Origin of the sequence: Gimesia aquarii, assembly GCF_007748195.1 — a bacterium.
In the GTDB taxonomy this organism is placed as follows: Bacteria; Planctomycetota; Planctomycetia; order Planctomycetales; family Planctomycetaceae; genus Gimesia; species Gimesia aquarii.
Window position 1 is genome coordinate 4080311 of the sequence record NZ_CP037920.1, and the last position, 23599, is coordinate 4103909.

The 23599-nt window shown below is 50.0% G+C and carries 1 protein-coding gene; it reads right to left on the reverse strand.

Going from position 1 to position 23599, the window contains the following annotated elements; genetic code table 11:
- Window positions 1-23571, reverse strand: coding sequence for a golvesin C-terminal-like domain-containing protein (locus V144x_RS15855; RefSeq protein ID WP_144986100.1), 23571 nt, complete (start codon window positions 23569-23571; stop codon window positions 1-3).
- Window positions 23572-23599: the final 28 nt, after the last annotated feature.

The window sequence follows — 23599 nt, forward strand, 5'->3', positions numbered from 1 at the left end:
CTAGTTCAACAGCGGATTGTCTCCATCGACAATCGAACTGAAGAAGTCATCCACGTCGGACGTGTCTGCCGCTTCTTCGATCACGGGCAGGCGTCTGAGTGACTCACCCAGGGATTCACTCATCAGGTCGTGACCCGCTTCGTCCGCATCCAGGTCGGCATAACCCAGGGTGTGACCGAATTCGTGTAATACCACAGTCAACAGGTCCATGCGACCAAAGGCATCACTCTCTTCGTTCGCAGTCAGACCGCCATTGGCGTCCTCTGTGAACTCACTGTGATCAAAGGGTGTGTCATCCACGAACCAGCCATGACCGGCGGCATTGATGTCGATCATGATGGTCGTACTCGTGGCACCCCCCAGCATCGTGTCCGGCAGATCGGCCAGCACAAAACTGATTGATTGCAGCCGCTCTAACTCAGCTGCGGAAATCCCGGTAGCCGTCCAGTAGCTCAACGCCGCATCACGTACCGAATTCAAATCGGCCTGCGTCAGCACAGGGGCTCCCGAGTTGGCCACACTACTGGTGGCCTGAAGCGGTCCCGTGCGTTCAATGCGAATCGCATCGGCCAGAATCGAACCATCCACGGCCGTATCGTTCAGGGTCACGGTAATCGAACCACCGGCACCGATGGTCACGGTTCCCAGGATCTCCCAGTTTGAACCCTCGGCGTTAAAGTCATTCGGGTCGATACGCTGATTGATGGCAATCGCTCCGCCACCGACTCCCGAACTGGTCACGTCATAGTCCACACCCGTGTCACGCAGTGGATGACCGTCCCAGGTCGCTGAGACCTGATACGTGCCGGCCACCAGACCGGTGAAGTTCCAACTTGCCGTACCGGTCTGCCCGATATTCATTTTCTGAGAATCAAAACCACGGTATGCCACAGCCCCCGATGCGAAGTAGTCGCCCCCGCTCGTGAAGCCGGCATCACCATCGTCAATGATCAGTGAATTGACCGCAGTCGCCGAGACAGTAAAGCTGAAGGGATTCTCATCCGCATCATCGTTGGCAATGGTCAAGGCACCCGATGTCGAAGTCGCTCCATTGAACTCCAGTTCAAACGTCGTCGACTGACCGGCGGCCAGAGCCGTGGTGCCCAGCGCCGTCGAAACCACAAAACCGGCAGGCGGAGTGATGGCTCCTAAATTCAGTGTCGCGGTTCCGGTATTCGTAATCGTAAATGTCTGGAACAACGAACTACCGAAGTTGGAAGTGCCCAGGTCCACACTGCTGGCACCACTGGTCAGATTCGTGGCACCGGCCCGCACTTCAATTTCCGGAGCGGTCAGACCGACGGGAATCAATTCCAGTCGCATGGCGTCCGCGGCCAGATGGCCCGTCGCCCCATCATCGCTCATGGTGACCGTCAGGGTCCCACCGGCGGCAACCTGGAAGTTGCCCAGTTCTTCCCAGTTCGTGCCGTCGGCACTGAAGTCATTCGGAGCAAACCGCTGATCCAGGCTGACCGTAATCGGACCACCGACAATCCCTGAGATCGTGATCTGGGCATTCGGAGCCAGATTACTGTGCTGGAACCAGTGGCTGGCAACCTGATAGGTGCCCGCGCCCAGATTGGTGAACTGCCAGGTCGCTGTATTGACACCCGGCAAATCGCCGCCAATCAGTAAGTCCTGGTCATCCTGGAAGTAGTCGATGTAGGCCACCTGGGCAGTTCTGGTCTCCCAGGGATCACCCGTGTTGGTGTAATCCAAGTCGCCGTTGTCCACAATCATCGAAGCCGAAGCCGATCCGGAAACCATAAAGTTAAACGGATTCGCATCGGTCGAATCCACGCCAAAGGAGACCATACCACTAAAGCTGCCCGACGTGGCGGCGTTCATCTGCAGACTGAAGGTCGTGGAAGCACCCGGAGGCAGATTGGTATTACCCGGAGGGGCCACCATGCTGAAGCCGGCTGGGATATTGATCGGTCCCAGAGCCATGTTGCGTTCACCAAAGTTCGTAATCGTAAAGGTGCGGATGACCGGAGCCCCCACAATCGTTTCTTCAAAATCAACGGCGCCCCCGTCTGCGACTTCCTGTGTGTCCAGACCACTGCCGACTTCCACAACGATCACCGGATCCACGACACGGTAAATTCGGATTTGATCCGCATACACGATGCCGTCCGCATTATCGCTCAGTTGCACACTCAGCGTGTTACTGGTGATCTGCACCGGATCGCCGATGAACTCCCAGAGGATTCCGTCATCCAGGAAGTCATCGCTGCTCGTCCGCTGGTCTACAGCGACCGTGGTCACAGTCGCACCGTTATCAAAGATCGTATAGGGAGCATTCGAAGCAGCCCCCACCCCATTGGTGGTAATGTTGGGATTCACGTACCAGTTCGCTACCACCTGATAACGGCCCGGTTCCACATCGAAGGTCCAGGTCGCCGCATTGGCGCCTGTGCCTCCCTGGAAGAAGTCGCCCGCATACAGAAACTCCGGATCGCCCACAACACCCGGTGTGTGTCCAGTCCAGCTGCCCACCGTCGAGAATTCCGCATCGGTGATCTCGACCGTCATCGGCCTCGCTTCCCCCATTACGGTGAAGTTATAAGGATTTTCGTCTTCATCACCGGTTGTGAAGGAGATCTGACCGAAGGTCGAACCTGTGGTGCCCCCGTCAAACTGGATGGTAAAGGTCACCGAAGACCCGCCATTGAGCGTCACCGGTGTGGTGTCGGTTCCAAAGGGGGAGGTCGGATCAATGCTGAAGCCGGGCGGAAACTCGATCAGGCCGGTAACATCCACGGGATCGGCTGACAGGTTCGTCACGGTAAAGGTCTTGATGATCGGAATGCCCGGCAGGGTGCTGCCGAAGTCGACCACGCCGGTGTCGTCTTCCACGACGTCCCCGTCCACGGTCACCTGAATATCAGGTTCCGGCAGATATTCGATGCGGACCGCATCGGCAATCACACCGTTGGAGAGCGTGAAGTGGTCGCGGGGGAAACTGTTGGCATCGTTGGTCAGTTCCACAGTCAGTGTCCCGCCGATCACGGAGAAGGAGACATCCAGATCGAACCATTGCACACCGTTGGCGTCGACAAAGCTCGACGGGGCAACGGTCTGATCCACGTCGATCGGACCCCCTCCGTTCAGAGTGAAAGGTGCATCATCCACACGGTTGGTGGCCGTTGGTGTGGTCGACCAGGTGGTGGAGACCCGGTAGTTTCCATCGGCCAGACCGGTAAAGGTCCAGGTTGCCGTTTCCGCCCCCGGTTGCGGTGTACTGCCCGGTTGATTGGGGACCGCACCGGAAACATCGCCTTCAAACCCACCGGCCCCGTTATTGACCGCATCCGGGAAGCTCACAAAACCGGCTGTGGCGGAGAAATCGGTATCCCCGTCATCGATGATGATCACATTCGAAACCGAACCCTGTAACAGGATGTTGAAGGTCTCTTCATCCACATCATCGGTGGTAAAGGAGAAGATCCCCGAACGGTCGCCGAAGGTATTCGAATCCATGGTCAGTGTGAACTGAATCGTATTACCGGGAGCAATCGCCTGATTGACCAGGTTGGTTGTGAAGCCGGCTGGCACCACAATGTTGCTGATATTCAGCGGTGCACTACCCTGGTTCGTGATTTCAAAGGTGCGGACCGCATCGGTCAACAGTTCGGTGGCACCGAAGTTGATGCCCCCCTGATGACCGTCCATGATGATCGTCGGCGGGACCGGTGCATCGGTGATATCGCGTAGTTCGATCTCGGGTCCGGCAGAGACACGTTCGATGCGGATTGCATCGGCGGTGATGCGGCCATTGGCCAGATTGGTCAGCATGACGGTCAACGTCCGGCTGTTGATTGTAAATACACCCAGGTTTTCCCAGACCGTGCCATCGGCGGTGAAGTCATCCGGCTCGAGTTGCTGGTTGAGATCGATGGTTCCCAGATCGACGGCGGCGGTGCCGATGTCGGTGCGGGCGCCGTCGAAGATCGTATACGGGGCATCCGTGGCCGCCTGTCCGATGACCGTCGGATTGGTGGAAACAGGCCAGGTGACCGAAATCCGGTAGTCACCCGGTGTCAAACCGTAGAATTCCCAGAAGGCCTGCGCGGGTCCGTTGCCGATCGGAGATTCCTCACGTACCGAATGCACGTCATCTCCAAAACCGATACCATTCGTAATCGCGGCCGTACCCCCCGGATGGAAGGGCCAGTCGCCCCCGAGTGAGAAGCCGAGGTCACCGTCATCGACGATGAAGGCGGGGGTGTCTTCGAAGGGCCGTACGTTTTCAAAGTTCAGGTATTGCACGGTGCCCACCCCGTCGGCGGTCAGGGAGAAACCGGTGTCGATCACTTCCTGGCCTTTGGCGTCGAAGTCGAGTACATCAATGCCCCCGCGGCCGTCAGCCGAACGCAGCACCGGAGGTCCGTCGATCGGGAAGTTGCCGTCCTGGGAGAGCGGATCAATGAAGATGATATCGTTGAACTCACTGCCCACGATGTTTTCCATGAAGCTGGGGTTCGTGTCGGGCTGCTGAGGTTGAATCTGTCTTAGTTCGATGGTGTTGCCACCGAAGACATCCTGTGGGGTGTTGATGATGTCGACATCAAAGATAATGCCCTGGCTGGCGAAGCGGAAGTCGATCGTGTCGTTACCGTGGATGTCGGTAATCACATCCTGGCTACCGCCAGCCCCCGGTTCCATCAGGAAGACATCGTTGCCCCCGTTTTCACTGCCGACGCCGTTACCGCCGCCGTCCAGGTTGTCGTTGCCGAAGCCATCACCGAGGATGTTGTTGTCGTTGTCGCCAGTGATATTGTCGTTGCCATCACCACCGAACACGTTTTCGATGCTGTTGTCGTCATCGCCACCACCGGTGCCGGCCACCAGGCCACCACCAATGTTGGTGGCAGTACCGGCAAACAGGTCGACGGTGACGCCGGTTGTAAAGTCGCGGTAGTCCAGGCTGTCGTTACCGAGGGCCCCGTCGAGCGTACCGGTAAGACCAGCGCCATCACTTACATCGAAGCGATCCTGCTGGTTACCACCGATCAGGTTTTCGAACATAGTGAAGTCAATTCGCTGTTCGGGTGGTGTGGCGATCGCATCTCCGGCTGTGGTCGGACGACCGTTCATCAGATTGGGACGATCGGCAATCAGGAAACCTTCGTCGTTACCGGTAATGCCCCAGTAGTTATTCAGGTCGGGACCCTGCAGTGTATCCACACCCGCGGTACCTTCCACATCGTCGATATTGTCAAAGCCGAGGCTGGCAACACCGGTACCCAGGATGCTGCCGTTGTTTTCGCGGCCCTGGAAGCCGTCAATCGTACCCAGACCGGACAAGGCCACATGCACGACCGGTGTATAACCGCTGTAGTCGAGCAGGTCGAGATCGCCACCTCCGTCGATGAATCCATTGAGTACATTGCTGGCCAGGAAGATAAAGTTGTCTTCCCCGGCATCCCCGTTCAGGCGCGTATCAACGCCGGCAGGCGTGCTGTTCTGGAGAAAGAAATCATCATCGCCGCCAAAGCCGTTGATTGTCACATTGTTCAAGTCTTCCTGTGTGGTCAGATTGACGTTGATTGTATCATTGCCGCCGGTCCCGGTCACGTTCAAGTCATCGATGTTCGCAAACGTGACATCGGTCGAACCTGGTGTACCACTCAGGCCATCGACAGTGGTCGAAGTGACTTCAAACGTGTCCCCTGTGCCATCGCCCGAATCGATGACCGTCAGTGTGTCATTGCCACCTTCCCCGTCGACGGTGATAGCAGCGTGGATGTTGTTGACAGAGTCCAGATTACTAAACATCTGAATCAGGTCATCACCCAGGCCAGCCAGAATGTTGATATCAGTCACCGTTCCTGGTGGAGTCGTCCGCACACGGATCGTGTCGTTGGCCGTATCATCGGCGGCAAACACATCATCGGCATCCAGCTCAATCTGGGTGAGGGTGGTCGCAGAGTCCAATGCGATCAGGTCGATCAGTTCTGCCCCCGTACCGGAGACCACCTGCAGTCCCTGGAAGCCGCTGAAGACCATATTGGTAAAACCGCCGTTAGCCGTGATCTGGGAAACACCGTCTCCCGCGACACCGTCATCATCGATATTCACGGTTGTGGTCAAGGGAGTCGATGAAGCATCGACCCGCAAGCCACCACCGGCGCCGTTGATGCCCACACCTTCCACAGCACCAAAGGAGAGACCCAGATCAATATCGGTTCCCAGTGGGGTCGCTGCGACGATGTTACCACTGCCCAGACTGTCAATGTTGTCCGAGAAGTAGGCCGCATTGTGCGCGGTTGCGAAATTGACGTTGATGGCATCAGTACCATCACCCCCATCGTAGTGAATCGTGATGTCATCGGCATCGTAGGTGGTCGGATTGAACTGATCTTCCAGCAACGTATCGGCAGCATTGTTCAGATGCGAACCGTTTGAGCCGGGAATCGCAGGTGCGGCGGCCTGGAACAGGGGCAGACCACCCGGTGATTCGTTGATGTTGAGTGTTTCATCGTCATTCGATCCGATCACGGTGAACGACAGAATGTCGGCGGCCGCTCCAGAGAAGATATTGCTGGCGTTGACGTCGATCAACAGATTGGTGCCTGCGGCATCCAGTTGTACGTCAATCGTGTCGGCAGCCGCGTCTTCAAAGCCGGAAGCTGCCATGTCCAGGACCAGGTGGAAAGGAACACCACCGCTGTTGACGTTTTCGATGCTGGTGAAATCCACAGTCTGTTCAAGGTCCGGAGCAATAAATCCGAAGGAACCCGAACCGGGGGTCGCCCCCAGTGTGAGGAATGGTGCATTGGCCAGACCGCTGAAGTCGAGGTTGAGTACATCACCGGGTCCCGGTAATATGGGATCGCCACCGTTCACCGTAATCGGTGAACCCGCGGTGGGCAGAATGTTGAAGATATCCGCGTCGTCACCACCGTTGATGGTTGTCTGTGTGGCGTCGACATTGCCCAGCAGGTCGACCGTGGCACCGACGGGATCCGGGTCACCACCACTGGGATCAACGTTGATTTCAATTGTGGTGTTCGCGATCACTTCGCCACCCAGCGAGAGCAGGAAATCATCACCGGCATTCAGAACCACATTGGCTCCCGTTGATTCGACGGTCACGCCAGCGTTAACAGTCAGGTCATCACCGGCTCCTGCGGAATCACCGGCGGTCAGAGTGACTGGTAATGCCCCCGTCACATTGGCGGCGACCGTTAAGGGACTGGCAGCGGAAACATTCACCGATCCCGCACCAGCACTGACACCTACCAGACCATCGACGGTACCAATTTCCAAAGCACCCGTATTGCTGATTTCAATATTGCCATCAGGGGATGCCGCCGCCAGAGTATCGACTGCAGTTTCGATCTCATCGCCGGTGCCGATACCTGTGAAAGCTCGTAAAGCAACCGAACCCGCCGTAATATTGTTGGCCCCAGTGTTGGCATCGCTGATCAATCCTGTGACAGCCGTGACTGTTACATTTCCAGTGGTGGATAGCTGACCCAAAAAGATATTATTGCCTGCTGTTAAATCGATATTACCGCTGCCGGCAGAAATACTACCAAACGTAGCAGACCCAATGCTATTCTCAGCATCAATAATCACATTCCCAGTTGTGGTGACTGGCCCGAGCAGGTTGACGATGTCAGCTTCCACGGTAGTGTTTCCACTCCCCAGATCAAGACCAGTAACCAATCCCACCGAGTCACTATCGGCTTGTCCATCAATAAAAATGTCAGCAGCAAAACCTGTGCCCAGTGAATGGACTTGGATCGAATCATTACCATCACCAGAATTAATCCTAAATGTTGTCGTGGGGTTAATGAAAGTAACACTCTCACCGAAAGTTGAGTCAACATTCGTTTGGCCGCCACCTGCATCGAAGACCTCAATAAAATCGTTGGCACCACTATAGGTCAGAATAACATTGTCGTTTGTGATAGTAGAAGTAATCGGTTCCAAACCAGTATAGGAAATAGTCGCTGTGCCTTCACCATCATAGAGTACACTACCATCGCTATTGTTTACGAAGCGATACTCTACCGTCGTTGCCGTACCATCCAAAATTTCAAGCGTATCACCGGCTCCATCTTCGCCACCGGTCCCCCCATTGAAGATGATGCCGTCGATGGGATCAAACAAACTACCACCGGGATTGATAATACGTAGTGTGTCATCTCCAACCAGACCGTTGAAAGTGAATTGTGTCAGATCAGAAAAATTGAAGACCGGACCTGGCGTTCCATCGGTAACAATTTGAAAGCTGCCGGAATTGGCGCTGGTAGCAGTAATTGTGAGCACGTCGTCATTCCCAGTTCCATTTACCACAACAGGACCATCCAGAGTCAGACTTTCGAATTCATCAAACACAACATCTGCAAATCCACCAGTGGAAGCAATCGTGCCACCATCACTACCCGCTGGAGTAAGTGTTGCTGTTTCTCCTACTGGAGTGACATAAGTCAAACCATCTCCTGGGAGCGCTGTGGGGTCACCACCATTGAGATCGATAATGGTGGTAGAATGCGGGACAACGGTAACGGTGTCGTCTCCTGCATCAAAATCAATATCAAGTGTGCCGATGTTAGCAGTCTCGATAATATCTTGAACTGTCCCTCCGCGGGTGTGTTGCAGATGATCTTCGCCTCCGAGCGCTAGTGTGTTGATCTCAACATGGTCAACCGTATTGCCAGTGGTGGTATCGATATTCAATACCAATGCGCCACCGACAAAGCTGTTTAAAGTATTTCCTGTGAGAGACACATCAGTCAGCGTTACATCTCCGTTAACATCGATCAGGCTAATGCCTTCCTCTTCGTTTCCACTGATAGTGATAGCGTCTGTAGAACCATCGATGACGACCGAACCATCAACACCTTCCACATAAACACCAGCTGTCTGATGTGTGATACCGGGGTTCGTACTGCGGGCAGTGAGGCCATTGATTGTCAGATCACCACCAATGGCAACAGATTCAAAATCTGGGACAGCGGTGAATCCATCTCCAAAGTCCCCATCATCGGCATTGTTATCTTCTAAGATGGTGCGAGTCAGGTCGACGTTACCAAGAATATCAAACAGATGAATTCCAGCATCTTCGTTGGCCTGATAAGTCCCATCGGTATCAGAAAAAGAATCGACAAAAGTGACTTCGATTCCCGCATGCAGGTTGCTGCCTGAAGTCACATTGGTCAAGGTAACATCGAAAGTATCTTCAATTTCGATTCCATTTTCATGATTGCTACTGAAAGAGCCACCATTGATATCAACATTACCGAATATTTCGAATAGCTGTAATCCGTCGCCCCCATTGTTTTCGACAGTCACATTAGTGAAAGTGGCTGAGCCATCAACGAAGTCAATGTGAATACCATCCTCTGCGTTATTGGAATAAGTTCCATTGGTGAATGTGACTACGCTTGCAGGATCTGTAAACGCTTCCACATACACACCGAATTCGTCGTGGCCTTCGATTGTCACAGATTGAACGACACCCGTTGAATCCTGAAACGTGATATTACCTGAGATTCCATTAATAACAACCCCGTCTGTTTGAGATGCAGCCGTTCCTGCTCCATCCGTGTCTCGGATTGTTACACCTTCCGCGATAAAGTTTCCATCGATGTTTCCACCAGAGAAACCGGCCCCTGGCCCGAAGTCATCAGCATTATTGTCTTCTAACGTCGTACGATTGAGCCTCACATCACCGGTTATATCAAAGACTGTAAAACCATCATTCGTGTTTCCGGAATAGTTTCCGTTCGTATCAGTTATTGATCCGGAAAAAGCAATGGCTACCCCAGCACCACCTGGACCACTTAGGCCAAATGGATCAGTTCCATTATTGATAGATGTCACATTTGTCAGATTGGTATCCCCGGCAACACCAAGTAAAATGATGCCGTCAAAGGCATGCCCTTCCACCAGAACAGATTGAACGACGCCCGTTGAGTCCTGGAACGTGGCATTGCCACCGACTCCGCCTACGATAAAAGCCGCTAATTGGTCCGCAGCGCTTCCCGTTCCATCAGAGTCACGTGCTATCACTCCTTCCACAAGCAGGTCACCACCGATCGAATTGAAATTGAGATTGGCAAGTGCCGTAAAGCCTTCTCCTTGTGGATCTCCATCAGCGTTATTGTCTTCCAATAATGTACGAGTTAGTGTGACATTGTTGGTAATGTCTTCTACCAGTATTCCACCGTTGTTGTTGCTTTGATACGTACCATCAATGTCGGTGAAGTTATTGACGTTACTTGCCACCACTCCGATATCGTTGAAAGTCGAGGTTACGTTGGTTAAGAAGACATCCCCTGTCAGGCCTAATAGTAATATTCCAACTCCAGTTGTACCGGTCACCGTGAGGTTTTCAATGGTCGCGGAGGTTGCCGCAGCGGAAACCGTAATCCCATCACCTCCTGGAGGTGTTATGGTGACATCGCCGTCAACTCCAGAAGTACCGCGGAGAGTAATGTCTTTCGTGATTGTCACGTTTTCGGCATACGTTCCTGCATCTCCCGTCTGATCGGTAATATGGACAGTTCCGCCGATAGCGACAGCATCGACACCTTCCTGAATCGTAGCAAAGGCATTGATTCCAATCGTGGCAGCCTGGTTACCAACCGTATTGGGATCAGCGTCGACAATGATGGTCCCGTTCGGGCCAGTAAAGTCGTCATTAACAAAAACTTCAGGTAAAGAGGCAATGGATTGTACAAGTACAACATCGTTTCCATCACCGCCATTGTAATCTATGACGAGCGTCACTCCATTGAACACGAAAGCGGAATCGTCAGGTAAGCCACTAAACTCACCTACAACGGGATCAACGCCATCATTGTTGATGATTGTGAACGAGTCACCAAAAATTGGAATGTGACTACCAGAAAGATTCAATGTCGCGCCGGCACCAATCATAACCGTTCCCGTCACATCAACCTGATCATGTTCGGTTCCAGGAGTCGTTCCATTGATTTCAATATCTAAGCTTCCTGGTGGAATCGTATTCGTGCTGATCGTAATCGGAGCGTAAAATAGATCTTCGTTAGTACCATTGGATACGCTATCCCCATTGATCATCAATACGCCGGTAATCGTGTTGCTAACAATTTGGACAGCACCAATTGTCATCTCATCCAGGCTCGTTAAACCGGCTGAAGTCAAAGCAGCATCTGATACGGAGATGAAGTTATCGATCTGACTGGTAATGACCAAACCAGAAGCATCTACAATCAACGCACCAATGGCTCCCAAAGTTGATTCTGAACCTTCACCATCGACATAAAGATAGAGTGTTTGCCCGGAGGAGAGACCAATGGCATCACCACTGGGAGACTGGTTCTGGAAATCGCCCGTTGAACCATCGATGAGCGCCCCGATGTTCGTAAGCGGTCCACTATTACCCGTTGCTGCTGTCCACAATACAATATCGCCGAAATTGTTTTGAGCATAGATACGGCGTTCGCCATTGATTTCAATAATTCCCCCACCACCGGTCGTTCCAGAATCGGAACCGATTCCTGGAGTCGAGAAGGGGTAGGTGATTAAGGTTTCATTGATCCATGTCTGACCACCGTCATTACTGATGGCATGAAATTGTCCGGTTGCACTTGGGCCTCCCGGGTGGAAATATCCTTCCAAGACGCCGCCACCAAGATTCAGGATGCTGGCGTGGTCACCTGAAGTCAGGCCTGTGGGGCTGGTGATCGCTCCCAAAACTAAATTCGTCCCGTTCCAGGTATAGGTTGCCCGTCGCAGTTCTCCTGCAGAACCTCTCCAGAAGAGAATATTTTCCCCCTGAACCGATTCGACATATCGCAGGTCTTCACCGGGTCCAACATCGAGCTGCGTAAAACTACCGAGATTGATATTATTTAATTCAAAAGTCTCGCCAAGAATATTCAATCCATTCGACAAAATAATACCAGGGCTGAAACCCGGAGCAAGAGTTGCACCATCCGTAACAGTTATCGTTCCCTGAATGTCAGGCGTTCCACTAAGAGTAATTCCACGTCCAACGGTAATATCGCCAATATAAGTCCCTGGTTGAATTTCAATAGTACCGCCATCATCCACTTGATCGATTGCATTTTGAATTCTGTTTCCAGTACTCGGTTCTCCCCCCAGTGCATGCACAATTAAGTCAGACGTATCTGGTTGGAAACCAGGTGCAGTGCCATCGGTGTCAGTACCGCTAGTTAATATTGTCGAGAAGTCAATCTGTCCGTTGGTCTGTCCTAAGCCATCAACCACACCTACAATTCCCGCGGCGATTACGGTATAATCGGCCGTACCCCACCAGTTTCGATTTGCATCGAGATTCGTCTGGGAATCCTGCTGGAAGAAAATCAATGCTTCGTTATTCACAATACTGTTGTCACGTATCACCACGTTTGTGGGAAGATTGGTAACAGCTTTACCAATTCGGATTGCATAGTTAGTTTGGCCAGCTGTGACAGACGCCAGGTTATCGTGGATCGAATTATTTGTAATCTGGACGTTATCTGCAGTTCCACTCACATAGATCACGCCATTCTCACTCGTGCTTCCGCTGATATCGTTTCCACTGATGACAACATTAGATCGATCTACATTAATTCCATCCTGCAATGAATCGATGACCACATTATTAATGATGTAAGTTGTAGTAGTATCTGCACCAATATCGTCGATGACTTTGATCCCGTCATTTAGATTCAGATGATCTAAATCGAGCAGATTTCCTTCGATGGTAATTGCTTCGGAATCGTAGACATAAATGGCTCCGTTTACACTACGAATGTTATTCAATTCGTTAAAACTAATATTACCATTTGATGACTCGGCAAAATTGGCACCATCACCAGCAGTATCAAAGATGTAGTTGTACTGGATCGATGAGTTACTGGTTTGGGCAAGTTGAACTCCTTCATCTCCGGAGGAGTTATGGATGATATTGTATTGAACAACCGCTTGACTCACACCATTGCTGCTGCGAATAAGATCACCGGTTCCGTTTGTAATAACAAGTCCATCCAGAGTGACGTTGTCTGCATCAATCAAAAAGATGCGACTTAGTGCGCCGCCACCATCGATAATGGCTTCAGTTGTCGCATCGGTGTGATCTCGGGTTGAACCACTTCCAGGGCGGGGATCAACGCCCGCTTGAGGTCCTTGAATGGTTACAGATTGGGAAACCGTAATTGTCGACGCCGGACTATAAATTCCCGCAGAAATATTAATCGTAGCTCCATTACCTGCCACATCAATTGCATCTTGAATATCAGCCCCGCCAGTTGCCCCCAAGACACTGACTGTTGTGGCACTACCGGAAACATTCGATGAAATCAGGTCGCCGTCTAATTCAACGGTTGTCGCATTCAAGGCGATTCCAGTCGCGGTGATTGTGACGCCATTGGCGACTTCAATCGTTTCAGCATTAAATTCAATGTTATTACCAGTGTCAAATGAAATCGCAGAGTTAACATTGATTGTATCATTGTCTCCCTCGCCATTGATCGTGAGTGGAGCTGTAAAATTAGCGTCTAATGAATCGATATTGATGATGTCATTGCCGCCACCCGCATTAATGATGAATGATCCAGTTGGATTGAGAAAGCTGACAGACTCGCCAAATGTGGAATCGATTAACGTTCGACCGGCGATACCAGCATCTGAAACAGTAATCGTCTCATTCGCCCCTGAGAAGCTGAAAATACGATCGACGGCAACAACCGTATCAATCACAGGTTCCAAACCGATATAGGTAATCGTCGCAGTGCCTTCACCATCATAGAATACGCTGCCATCACTGTCGTTTACAAAACGATGCTCAACCGTCGTAGCCGTTCCACCCAGAATTTCGAGGGTATCACCAGTTGTTTCACCACCCGTGCCGCCATTAAAGGTGATTCCATTTAAGGGATCAAACAGACCACCAGCGGAATTATTGATCACTAAACGGTCATTACCGTTCAGACCGTTGAAAGTGAAGTCTGTGATACTTGCGAAGTTAACGGTCGGCCCGCCATTTAATTGATAGCTCCCCGAATTCGAATTGGTCGCAGTGATGGTCAACACATCATCACCTGAAGTACCGTTAACAATCAGATTTGCGTTGGCGTCCATTGTCAGGTTTTCGATTTCATCGAAGGACACAGCTTGATATCCGCCTGTTACAGAAATCGTTCCCCCATCTGCACCACTGGGGGTCAGAGTCGTGGTTTGTCCGGCAGGTGTGAGATAGGTCAGGGTATCACCGGGAGATACGGCAGGATCACCACCCACAATATTGAAAGCTGTTGTCAGATTGGGACTGACAGTGATGTCATCTGCTGCACTACTGGTCGCGAGTGAGATACTTTCCATGCCGATAAATCGGAAATCAACTAAGCCCGCACCGTTTACATAGCCTTGTCCAGTTCCTGCATTTGTAATTGCAATGGTATCACCAGTGGTGTCTCCTGAATCATCAAGAATGAGGGTATCGTTCCCTCCCGCAAGATTCACGAAAAGGTCTGTTTCGAAACCATCCAGTGTTCCACCATCGGCGACAGTACCACCGTTGCTGTCGATTTGCAAAACATCATTATCGGCATCGCCAAACACTCTGATATCGAATGTTGGGTCTGAACGAAACGTTCCATTTAATTCAGCGGTAGAACCAACGCCGACATCTGCGTTGTCATTATCCAAGTAAAAGCTGAGTGTGTTGGCAGAATCTACTGTGACTCCGCTTGCCACATTTATGTTATCACCTACATAAAAAGATACAACACCAGATGTACTCGTGATATCCGCATTGACATGAATGTCTTCGCCCGCGGAAGCACTGTCGATCGTATGTAACTGACTGACTAGTGCGCTGATCGCTGAATTCACAGTGATGGCCCCATAGGCTCTGATATTAGCGATACCGCTTGCGGCCGTGGCACCAACCAAACCATCAACGGTTCCAATGGTAAAATCACCGTCATTCCAGATATAAAGATTATCATTTTGCGACGTCACTGCGATGAGATCTACCTGAGTATTTATGTGATCCAATGACTCGCCGATTCTTTGGGCAGCGCGAATCGCGGCGCGATGGGCGGTAATATTGTTATCCGTGCCATTCACATCGGTAATCGCACCCAAAGTTGCGGTTACCGAAACATCACCAGTCGTGACAACCTGTCCCAGAGAAATCACTCGGCCACTCAGATCGATATTGCCGGCACCGGCAGAAATACTCCCATCGGCGGAAAATACGACGGAAATTAAGGTATCAATGTCAACATTACCGGTTGTGGTGACTGCGCCATTCACCCGGACGGACTCTGCATAGATAGTGCTATTACCACTGCCTAAATCAAGACCTCCCGCCAGATCCACCCGGTCATTGTCTGCTTGACCATCGATGGTGATATTGGCATTAAATGTTGCGTCAAATGAATTGACTTCAATGATGTCATTACCACCACCTGAGTTGATGGTGAATGAACCGGTGGGACTGACGAAGCTCACAGACTCACCAAGTGTGGAATCAATGAGTGTTTGACCGGCAGGGCCAGCATCAGATACGGTGATGGTCTCAGCTGCATCTGAGTAGCTGAAAAGACGATCGACGGCGACAACCGTATCAATCACAGGTTCCAAACCGGTATAGGTTATCGTCGCAGTGCCTTCACTATCATAGAATACGCTGCCATCGCTATCGTTTACAAAACGATGCTCAACCGTCGTAGCCGTTCCACCCAGGATTTCGAGCGTATCACCAGTTGTTTCACCACCTGTGCCACCATTAAAGGTGATTCCATTAGCCGGGTCAAATAAACCACTAACCGGGTTATTAATGATGAGCTGATCATCACCTTCCAGACCATTGAATACAAAGTCTGTAACATTAGAGAAATTAACGATTGGGCCGCTATTTAACTGATAGCTCCCCGAATTCGAATTAGTCGCAGTGATGGTCAACACGTCATCTCCGGCAGTGCCATCGACGGCCACACTACCGACCAGTGTCGAGCTTTCAATCTCATCATACACAACATCCTGATAACCGCCGGTAGCAGCGATGGTGCCACCATCCAAGCCAATGGCAGTCAATGTGGAAGTCTGCCCCGCTGGAGTGAGATAGGTCAAGGTGTCACCGGGAGACGTAATTGGATTGCCTCCAGTAATATTGATCGCAGTGGTCATATTTGGTGCGACAGTAATGTCATCTGCACCAGTGCCTGTAAACAATGTTAGATTTTCCAGAAATTCAAATGCGAATTCGGACGCACCTAAACCGGTAACACTTCCACTACCGGACGTGGTGCTGGTGACATGAATCGTATCACCGGTGAGATCGCCAGAGTTATCTATGATTAATGTGTCTTGGTCTGAAAAGCTATGACCTACGAATGAGAATAAGGGCGTTTGAATCCCGTCTGTAGTTCCCCCATCGTTGATGGCGCCACCATTCCCATCAATAATCACCGTATCATTGGTGCCGTTTCCGATCACAGTTATCTTTGTGTCTGCGATCAAAGTTCCGTTTAAATTGGCTACGCTTCCAGATAAATCTACAGCACTTGTGGCAATTACCAAGGTCATAGATGTTGCAGCATTCAATGTTGCACCTGAAGACACAGTCAAGTTATCTCCGGCTTGAATAGTGATATGGCCGAGTACCGAACCTGTACTGGTAATGTTTGCATTGATAGTGGTGTCTCTTCCAGCTGTTAACGTATCTAAGTGACGCAAACTCATATACCTTGCAGAAATATCCTGATTGATAACTGTAGAGCCGTAGTTATATAGAATGATGAAATCATCCGTAGTGATACCACTTAATCCATCCACAATGTCAATGTTTAAATCACCGGTGTTGTAGATAGAAATTTCACCAACAGCCAAAGCTGCTAAAGTATTCACTTGTAACTCAAGATGATCCGCGTGTAAGCCAATGACCCCATTACTACGAAAGGCAACACGATCTGCAGTAATGTTGTTGGTTGCAGCATTGGCGTTAGTAATGGCGCCTGTTGTTGCAGTGACTGTTACTTCACCAGTGGTGGAGACCTGCCCTAATGCTACATCTGTGCCTGCTGTCAAATCAATCCTGCTGGTATCTGCATGAATACTCCCACCAGCAGCAAACAGAATCGACGTTCCCGCATCAATGTTGACGCTACCACTTGTGGTGAAAGCATCATTTACATTGACCGTACCTGTGTCGAAATCGACATCTCCAGAACCGATGTCAACAGTGGTGGTTGTGATCGAATCATCGCTGCCGGCATTCACAGTCAGGTCAGCATCAAAGGTAGTATCCAAGCCATGGATTTCTACGGTATCCCCTCCGATGTTGCTATTGATCGTCAGCGAATTGGTTGGATTTGTAAAAGTAACTGATTCACCTAAAGTTGAATCAATTGTGGACTCGCCATCACCCACATCGCCGTCATCTGAGAGTGTGATAGTTTCATTTCCACCCAGGAAACTGAAAATACGATCTGCGGCGACAACCGTATCAATTACAGGTTCCAAACCGATATAGGTAATCGTCGCAGTGCCTTCACCATCATAGAATACGCTGCCATCACTGTCGTTTACAAAACGATGCTCAACCGTCGTAGCCGTTCCACCCAGAATTTCGAGGGTATCACCAGTTGTTTCACCACCCGTGCCGCCATTAAAGGTGATTCCATTTAAGGGATCAAACAGACCACCAGCGGAATTATTGATCACCAATCGGTCATCACCGTCCAGACCGTTGAAAGCAAAGTCGGTGATGTTCGAGAAGTTAACAATCGGCCCGCTATTTAACTGATAGGTTCCCGAATTTGAATTAGTGGCAGTGATAGTTAACACGTCATTACCAGCGGTGCCGTTAACAATCAGATTTGCGTTGGCGTCCATTGTCAGGTTTTCGATTTCATCGAAGGACACAGCTTGATATCCGCCTGTTACAGAAATCGTTCCCCCATCTGCACCACTGGGGGTCAGAGTCGTGGTTTGTCCTGCAGGTGTGAGATAGGTCAGGGTATCACCGGGTGATACGGCAGGATCACCACCCACAATATTGAAAGCTGTTGTCAGATTGGGACTGACAGTGATATCATCTGCGGCACTACTGGTCGCGAGTGCGATACTTTCCATGCCGATGAATTGGAAATCAACTAAGCCCGCGCCGTTTACATAGCCTTGTCCAGTTCCTGTATTTGTAATTGCAATGGTATCACCAGTGGTGTCTCCTGAATCATCAAGCATGAGGGTATCGTTCCCTCCCGCAAGATTCACGAAAAGGTCTGTTTCGAAACCATCCAGTGTTCCTCCATCGGCGACAGTACCACCGTTGCTGTCGATTTGCAAAACATCATTATCGTCATCGCCAAACACTCTGATATCGAATGTTGGGTCTGAACGAAATGTTCCATTTAATTCAGCAGTAGAACCAACGCCGACATCTGCGTTGTCATTATCCAAGTAAAAATTGAGTGTGTTAGCAGAATCTACCGTGACTCCGCTTGCCACATTTACGTTATCACCAACATAAAAAGATACGACACCGAGTGTGCTTGTCACGTTTGCATTTACATTAAGATCTTCACCAGCAGCAGCACTGTCAATGGTGTGCAACTGAGTGAAACCTGCGAATACTGGGGCATCGACAGTGATTGCACCATAGGCTCGCATATTCAGAAAAGTGCCTGTTGCAGTGGCACCAACCAAACCATCAACGGTTCCAATGGTAAGATCACCGTCATTCCAGATATATAGACCGTTTGCCTGAGTTGAAACGGCAATGGTATCAACTTGTGTATTTAAGTGATCCAATGATTCGCCGATTCTTTGGGCAGCGCGAATCGCGGCGCGATGGGCGGTAATATTGTTATCCGTGCCATTCACATCGGTAATCGCACCCAAAGTCGCGGTTACCGAAACATCACCAGTCGTGACAACCTGTCCCAGAGAGATCACTCGGCCACTCAGATCGATATTGCCGGCACCGGCAGAAATACTCCCATCGGCGGCAAATACGACGGAAATTAAGGTATCAATGTCAACATTACCGGTTGTGGTGACTGCGCCATTCACCCGGACGGACTCTGCATAGATAGTGCTATTACCACTGCCTAAATCAAGACCTCCCGCCAGATCCACCCGGTCATTGTCTGCTTGACCATCGATGGTGATATTGGCATTAAATGTTGCGTCTAATGAATTGACTTCAATGATGTCATTACCACCACCTGAGTTGATGGTGAATGAACCGGTGGGACTGACGAAGCTCACAGACTCACCAAGTGTGGAATCAATGAGTGTTTGACCGGCAGGACCAGCATCAGATACGGTGATGGTCTCAGCTGTATCTGAGTAGCTGAAAATACGATCGACGGCGACAACCGTATCAATTACAGGTTCCAAACCGATATAGGTTATCGTCGCAGTGCCTTCACCATCATAGAATACACTGCCATCGCTATCGTTTACAAAACGATGCTCAACCGTCGTAGCCGTTCCACCCAGGATTTCGAGGGTATCACCAGTTGTTTCACCACCGGTGCCGCCATTAAAGGTGATTCCATTGAAGGGATCAAACAGACCACCAGCGGGATTATTGATCACTAACCGATCATTACCATTCAGACCGTTGAAAGTAAAGTCTGTGATACTTGAGAAGTTAACGGTCGGCCCGCCATTTAACTGATAGCTTCCCGAATTCGAATTGGTCGCAGTGATGGTCAACACATCATCGCCTGAAGTACCGTTAACAATCAGATTTGCGTTGGCGTCCATTGTCAGGTTTTCGATTTCATCGAAGGACACAGCTTGATATCCGCCTGTTACAGAAATCGTTCCTCCATCTGCACCACTGGGGGTCAGAGTCGTGGTTTGTCCTGCAGGTGTGAGATAGGTCAGGGTATCACCGGGAGATACGGCAGGATCACCACCTAACACATTGATTGATGAATTCACACTTGGAGTGATGTTAAATGTGTCAGCATCATCACCGCCGGTGATAGTTGTACCCGTCGCAGAGATCCCCCCCAGTACATCAACCGAGCTGCCTGACAAGTCAGGGTCACCCGTACTGGGATCAACGTTGATATTCACTGTTGTATTCGCTGAGAGAGAAGCAACTGCAGATAGTGTGAAATCGTCGCCGGCATTCAAGGTGATATCGGAGACGGTACTGGTAACATCAGCATTAATAATGAGGTTATCCCCACTGAGTGCGCCGTCTGTCGCCGTCAGAACGACAGATTCGCCTGTCACATTTTGATTCACTGTCAGTGGACTGGCGGTAGTCACTATGACTTCACCATTCACTGCAGAAATACCCGACAGCGAATCGACTGTGCCAATTTCAAGTGCTCCTGTATTGGATATATTAATATCTCCTAAAGCTGAAATTGCAGACAAGGTATTAACGTCAATATCTAAAGTTGCATCAGCAAAGCCAGCGATATTTGTTTCAGCACGCAAAGCGGCACTGTTTGCATTAATGTTACTCGTCTCCGCGGCAGAATTATCAAGAATTGCCCCGGTTAAAGCTGTGATATGAACTTCACCAGTGGTAGTCACATTCGTTAGACCGACGTCAGTTCCCGCAGTGATTTCAATATCAGCTGAACCAGTATTAATGGAACCAGCCACCTGACCGACAAGGCCACCTGCATTCGCGACAAGAGAAGCCACAGTAACATCGTCATAAAAAATGATATTTCCACCTGATGAAACATCGAGCGCGAAATTTCCATCAACCGTAAAGTCAAAAAATACTGCATCACCACCAATATTGTTGATGACTGTATCGGCTCCCAGCGTTACATCGCCATGGAAGGACTGCCAAACAAAACCATTCGTAGTAATACTACCACCATTTAGATTGATTGATTCTGCTGTCAGAAGCAGAAGTTTATCGTTTGCCAAACTCAATGCCGAATTCACGTTTAATGTGTCATCATCGGCTCCACCAACGATACGTAATTCCGCACTATAATTGGCTGCGAGAGAATCGATGTTGATAATGTCATTACCGGCACCAGAATCCAGTAATAAGGCCCCAGTGGGGTTAATAAAAGTCAGCACCTCACCAGCAGTCGAATTGATTGTAGTCTGACCGCTTCCCGCATCGGTAATCGTTACCGTTTCACTGGCACCACTATAGTTTAAAGTGACATTGGTTGCGTTGACTGAAGAGGTAATCGGTTCTAAGCCTGTATAAGTCAGAAAATCAGTCATGGATGCATTCAAGCGAATTCGTCCATCGCTGGCATTATCAAAATGGTAACCCATTGTAGTCAGGCTGCCGCCAGTAAAATTCAAGGCATCATTCCCGCTGGTACCTCCATTGAAAATAACCTGCAGTGGTGTTGTTTGATCGATGCCGGTTAGATCGACTGTTAAGGTATCATCCTGGCCGGGCTCACCATCAATTACCAGCGGTCCCCCCAATGCACTTAACGGCGCGTTGTAAAGTACCTCGCTAGTAGTGTCATCCGATAGGATCACGTTCTCACCAACAAGACGTAACGTGTATTGATCGGCAGTACCATTTGCGGGGAGCGAAATCTGAGGAGTGGAATCTTCGACAACAATTGCCACATCGTTTCCGTCACCACCCTGGTAAGTCAAGAATGCACTCTGTCCGGTAACTCCCAGGAAATCTGTGAATTCATAACCTTCGGAAAGTCTGGTTAGTGTACCATCAAGAAAAAAAGTTCCACTAATCGGATCTGTTCCATCATTTTGAATCAACAGGAACTGATCTCCTTCCAGGGGAGTATAGAAGTCAGAAAGCTTTAAGAACGCATCATTGATCGAAACCACACCATTCACAACCAGCTGATCATAGCTAGTTCCTGCAACGTTTCCCGCAATTTGGAATTCAACACTGTCACCAAAGTCGAGGCTCAAATCGCCGTTGATAATTACCTGAGCAGCGGTATTTCCAGGGACTAACGAGACTTGTTTATTAGCACCAGTCGTTGTTGCATTGACATTTCCGCTATAGGTTCCAGTCGCGATGTGTATCGTACCACCGTCGGCAACATTGTTGATGGCTTCCTGAATTGTTGCAAAGGCATCAAACCCAAATTCAGTAGCTCCTCCAGGGCCATCCGGATCCTGACCAGTAATTGGATTACTGAAATTGTCATCGACATACACTATTGAAGGAAGAGTCGCGCCAAAAGCATAAGCCACACCACTGTCAACAGCGCCAATTGCACCACCGTAGTTGTAAATAGTTTTGGCTGCTCCAACAACGATTGATTCTCCACTAATATCAACACTAGAAGCAAAAAGATTGTTCGCCTGGGCAGCAGGATCAGAAATTTTCTGCTCGGTCGCAGACGCCCATCCACCAGAACCATCATAGATATATACGGCCCCGAGATCATTATCTGCCTGGCGAGCACCTATTACGATATAATCTCCATCAATCGAGGAAGATATTCCAAATTGGTCACCTGACATCGCATCAGAGGCTGTTAAGCGTGTGAGTAGAGTAGGGGTAGCCCAACCAGCCGAACCATCGTAGACATAAGCTGCTCCACCACCTGATTCAAGCCAAGAACCGATGACTGCAATGTTCCCATCAATGGCAACCGACTGACCAAATTGGCCATTATTGGTTGAGGTAAGTTTGACTGTTTCATCCCAGGTATCATCTGAAATATCACCGAGCAAAGTTTGATCATTCCGCTCAAAGATATAAACGGCACCGCTATTACCAGCCAGAGTATCGTCCAGAGGTGTACCCACCAAAATCGTGTTACCATTGATTGTTGCAGATGTCCCAAAATTAGCACCCACAACTGCGTCAGAAGCTGTTAGTGCTGAAACAGTCACAGTACTCCAACTATCATCAGTATCAAAAACGTAAACTGAACCGCTAGCATCCCCACCAATGTCATCAAACCTTGCTGTCACGATGGCCGTGCTGCCACTTATAGAAACATGAGTTCCAAAACCCTCATCATCAGTTCCCGGAGCACCTGTCAGGCTTAATGGTCTGGAAAGACTTTTTGTATGAACCCACACATCATCAGTCAGATTTGCAGGAGTCACACTGGGATCAGTGCGAGTATAGATATAAGCAGAACCATATGTATCCCCGTCGCGTGCAAGTCTAGCACTGATGATGATTGAATCCCCATCGATATCAACTGAGCTACCGAATAGATTGTTATATGGGCCTGAGCGGTTAGTGGGGTCTAAGGGATCTACTGGAACAGGAGAAAGAATCGTTGAATGGAAATCCCAAGTATCGTCTCCTTCGATACCGGGTGTACCAGTATCATTTCGCGAATAAAGATAAACGGCTCCCGCACCAGCGCCATTCGCATTGTTATCAAACACCGCTCCGACCACCATCCAATCACCATCAACGGCGACTGAGTTACCGGTGTTATCAAAACTTCCGGGAGTCACAGCAGGATCAGGAAGCAACTCACTCTGTAAACCAAATGTGGTCAACAGTGTGCGATCTTCCAGAACTTCCGTTGTAGAAATTTGATTGTTGACTGCGGCTTGCCAGCGCCGTCTGATTGTACGTCGTTCACGTGAGCGAAAAGCAGGGCGTTGTTTAATATGAGTGGAGAGCTTCTTGAGCCAGTTTGTAAGTAGCATCCTGTCATTCTTTCATTAGTTAATTGAA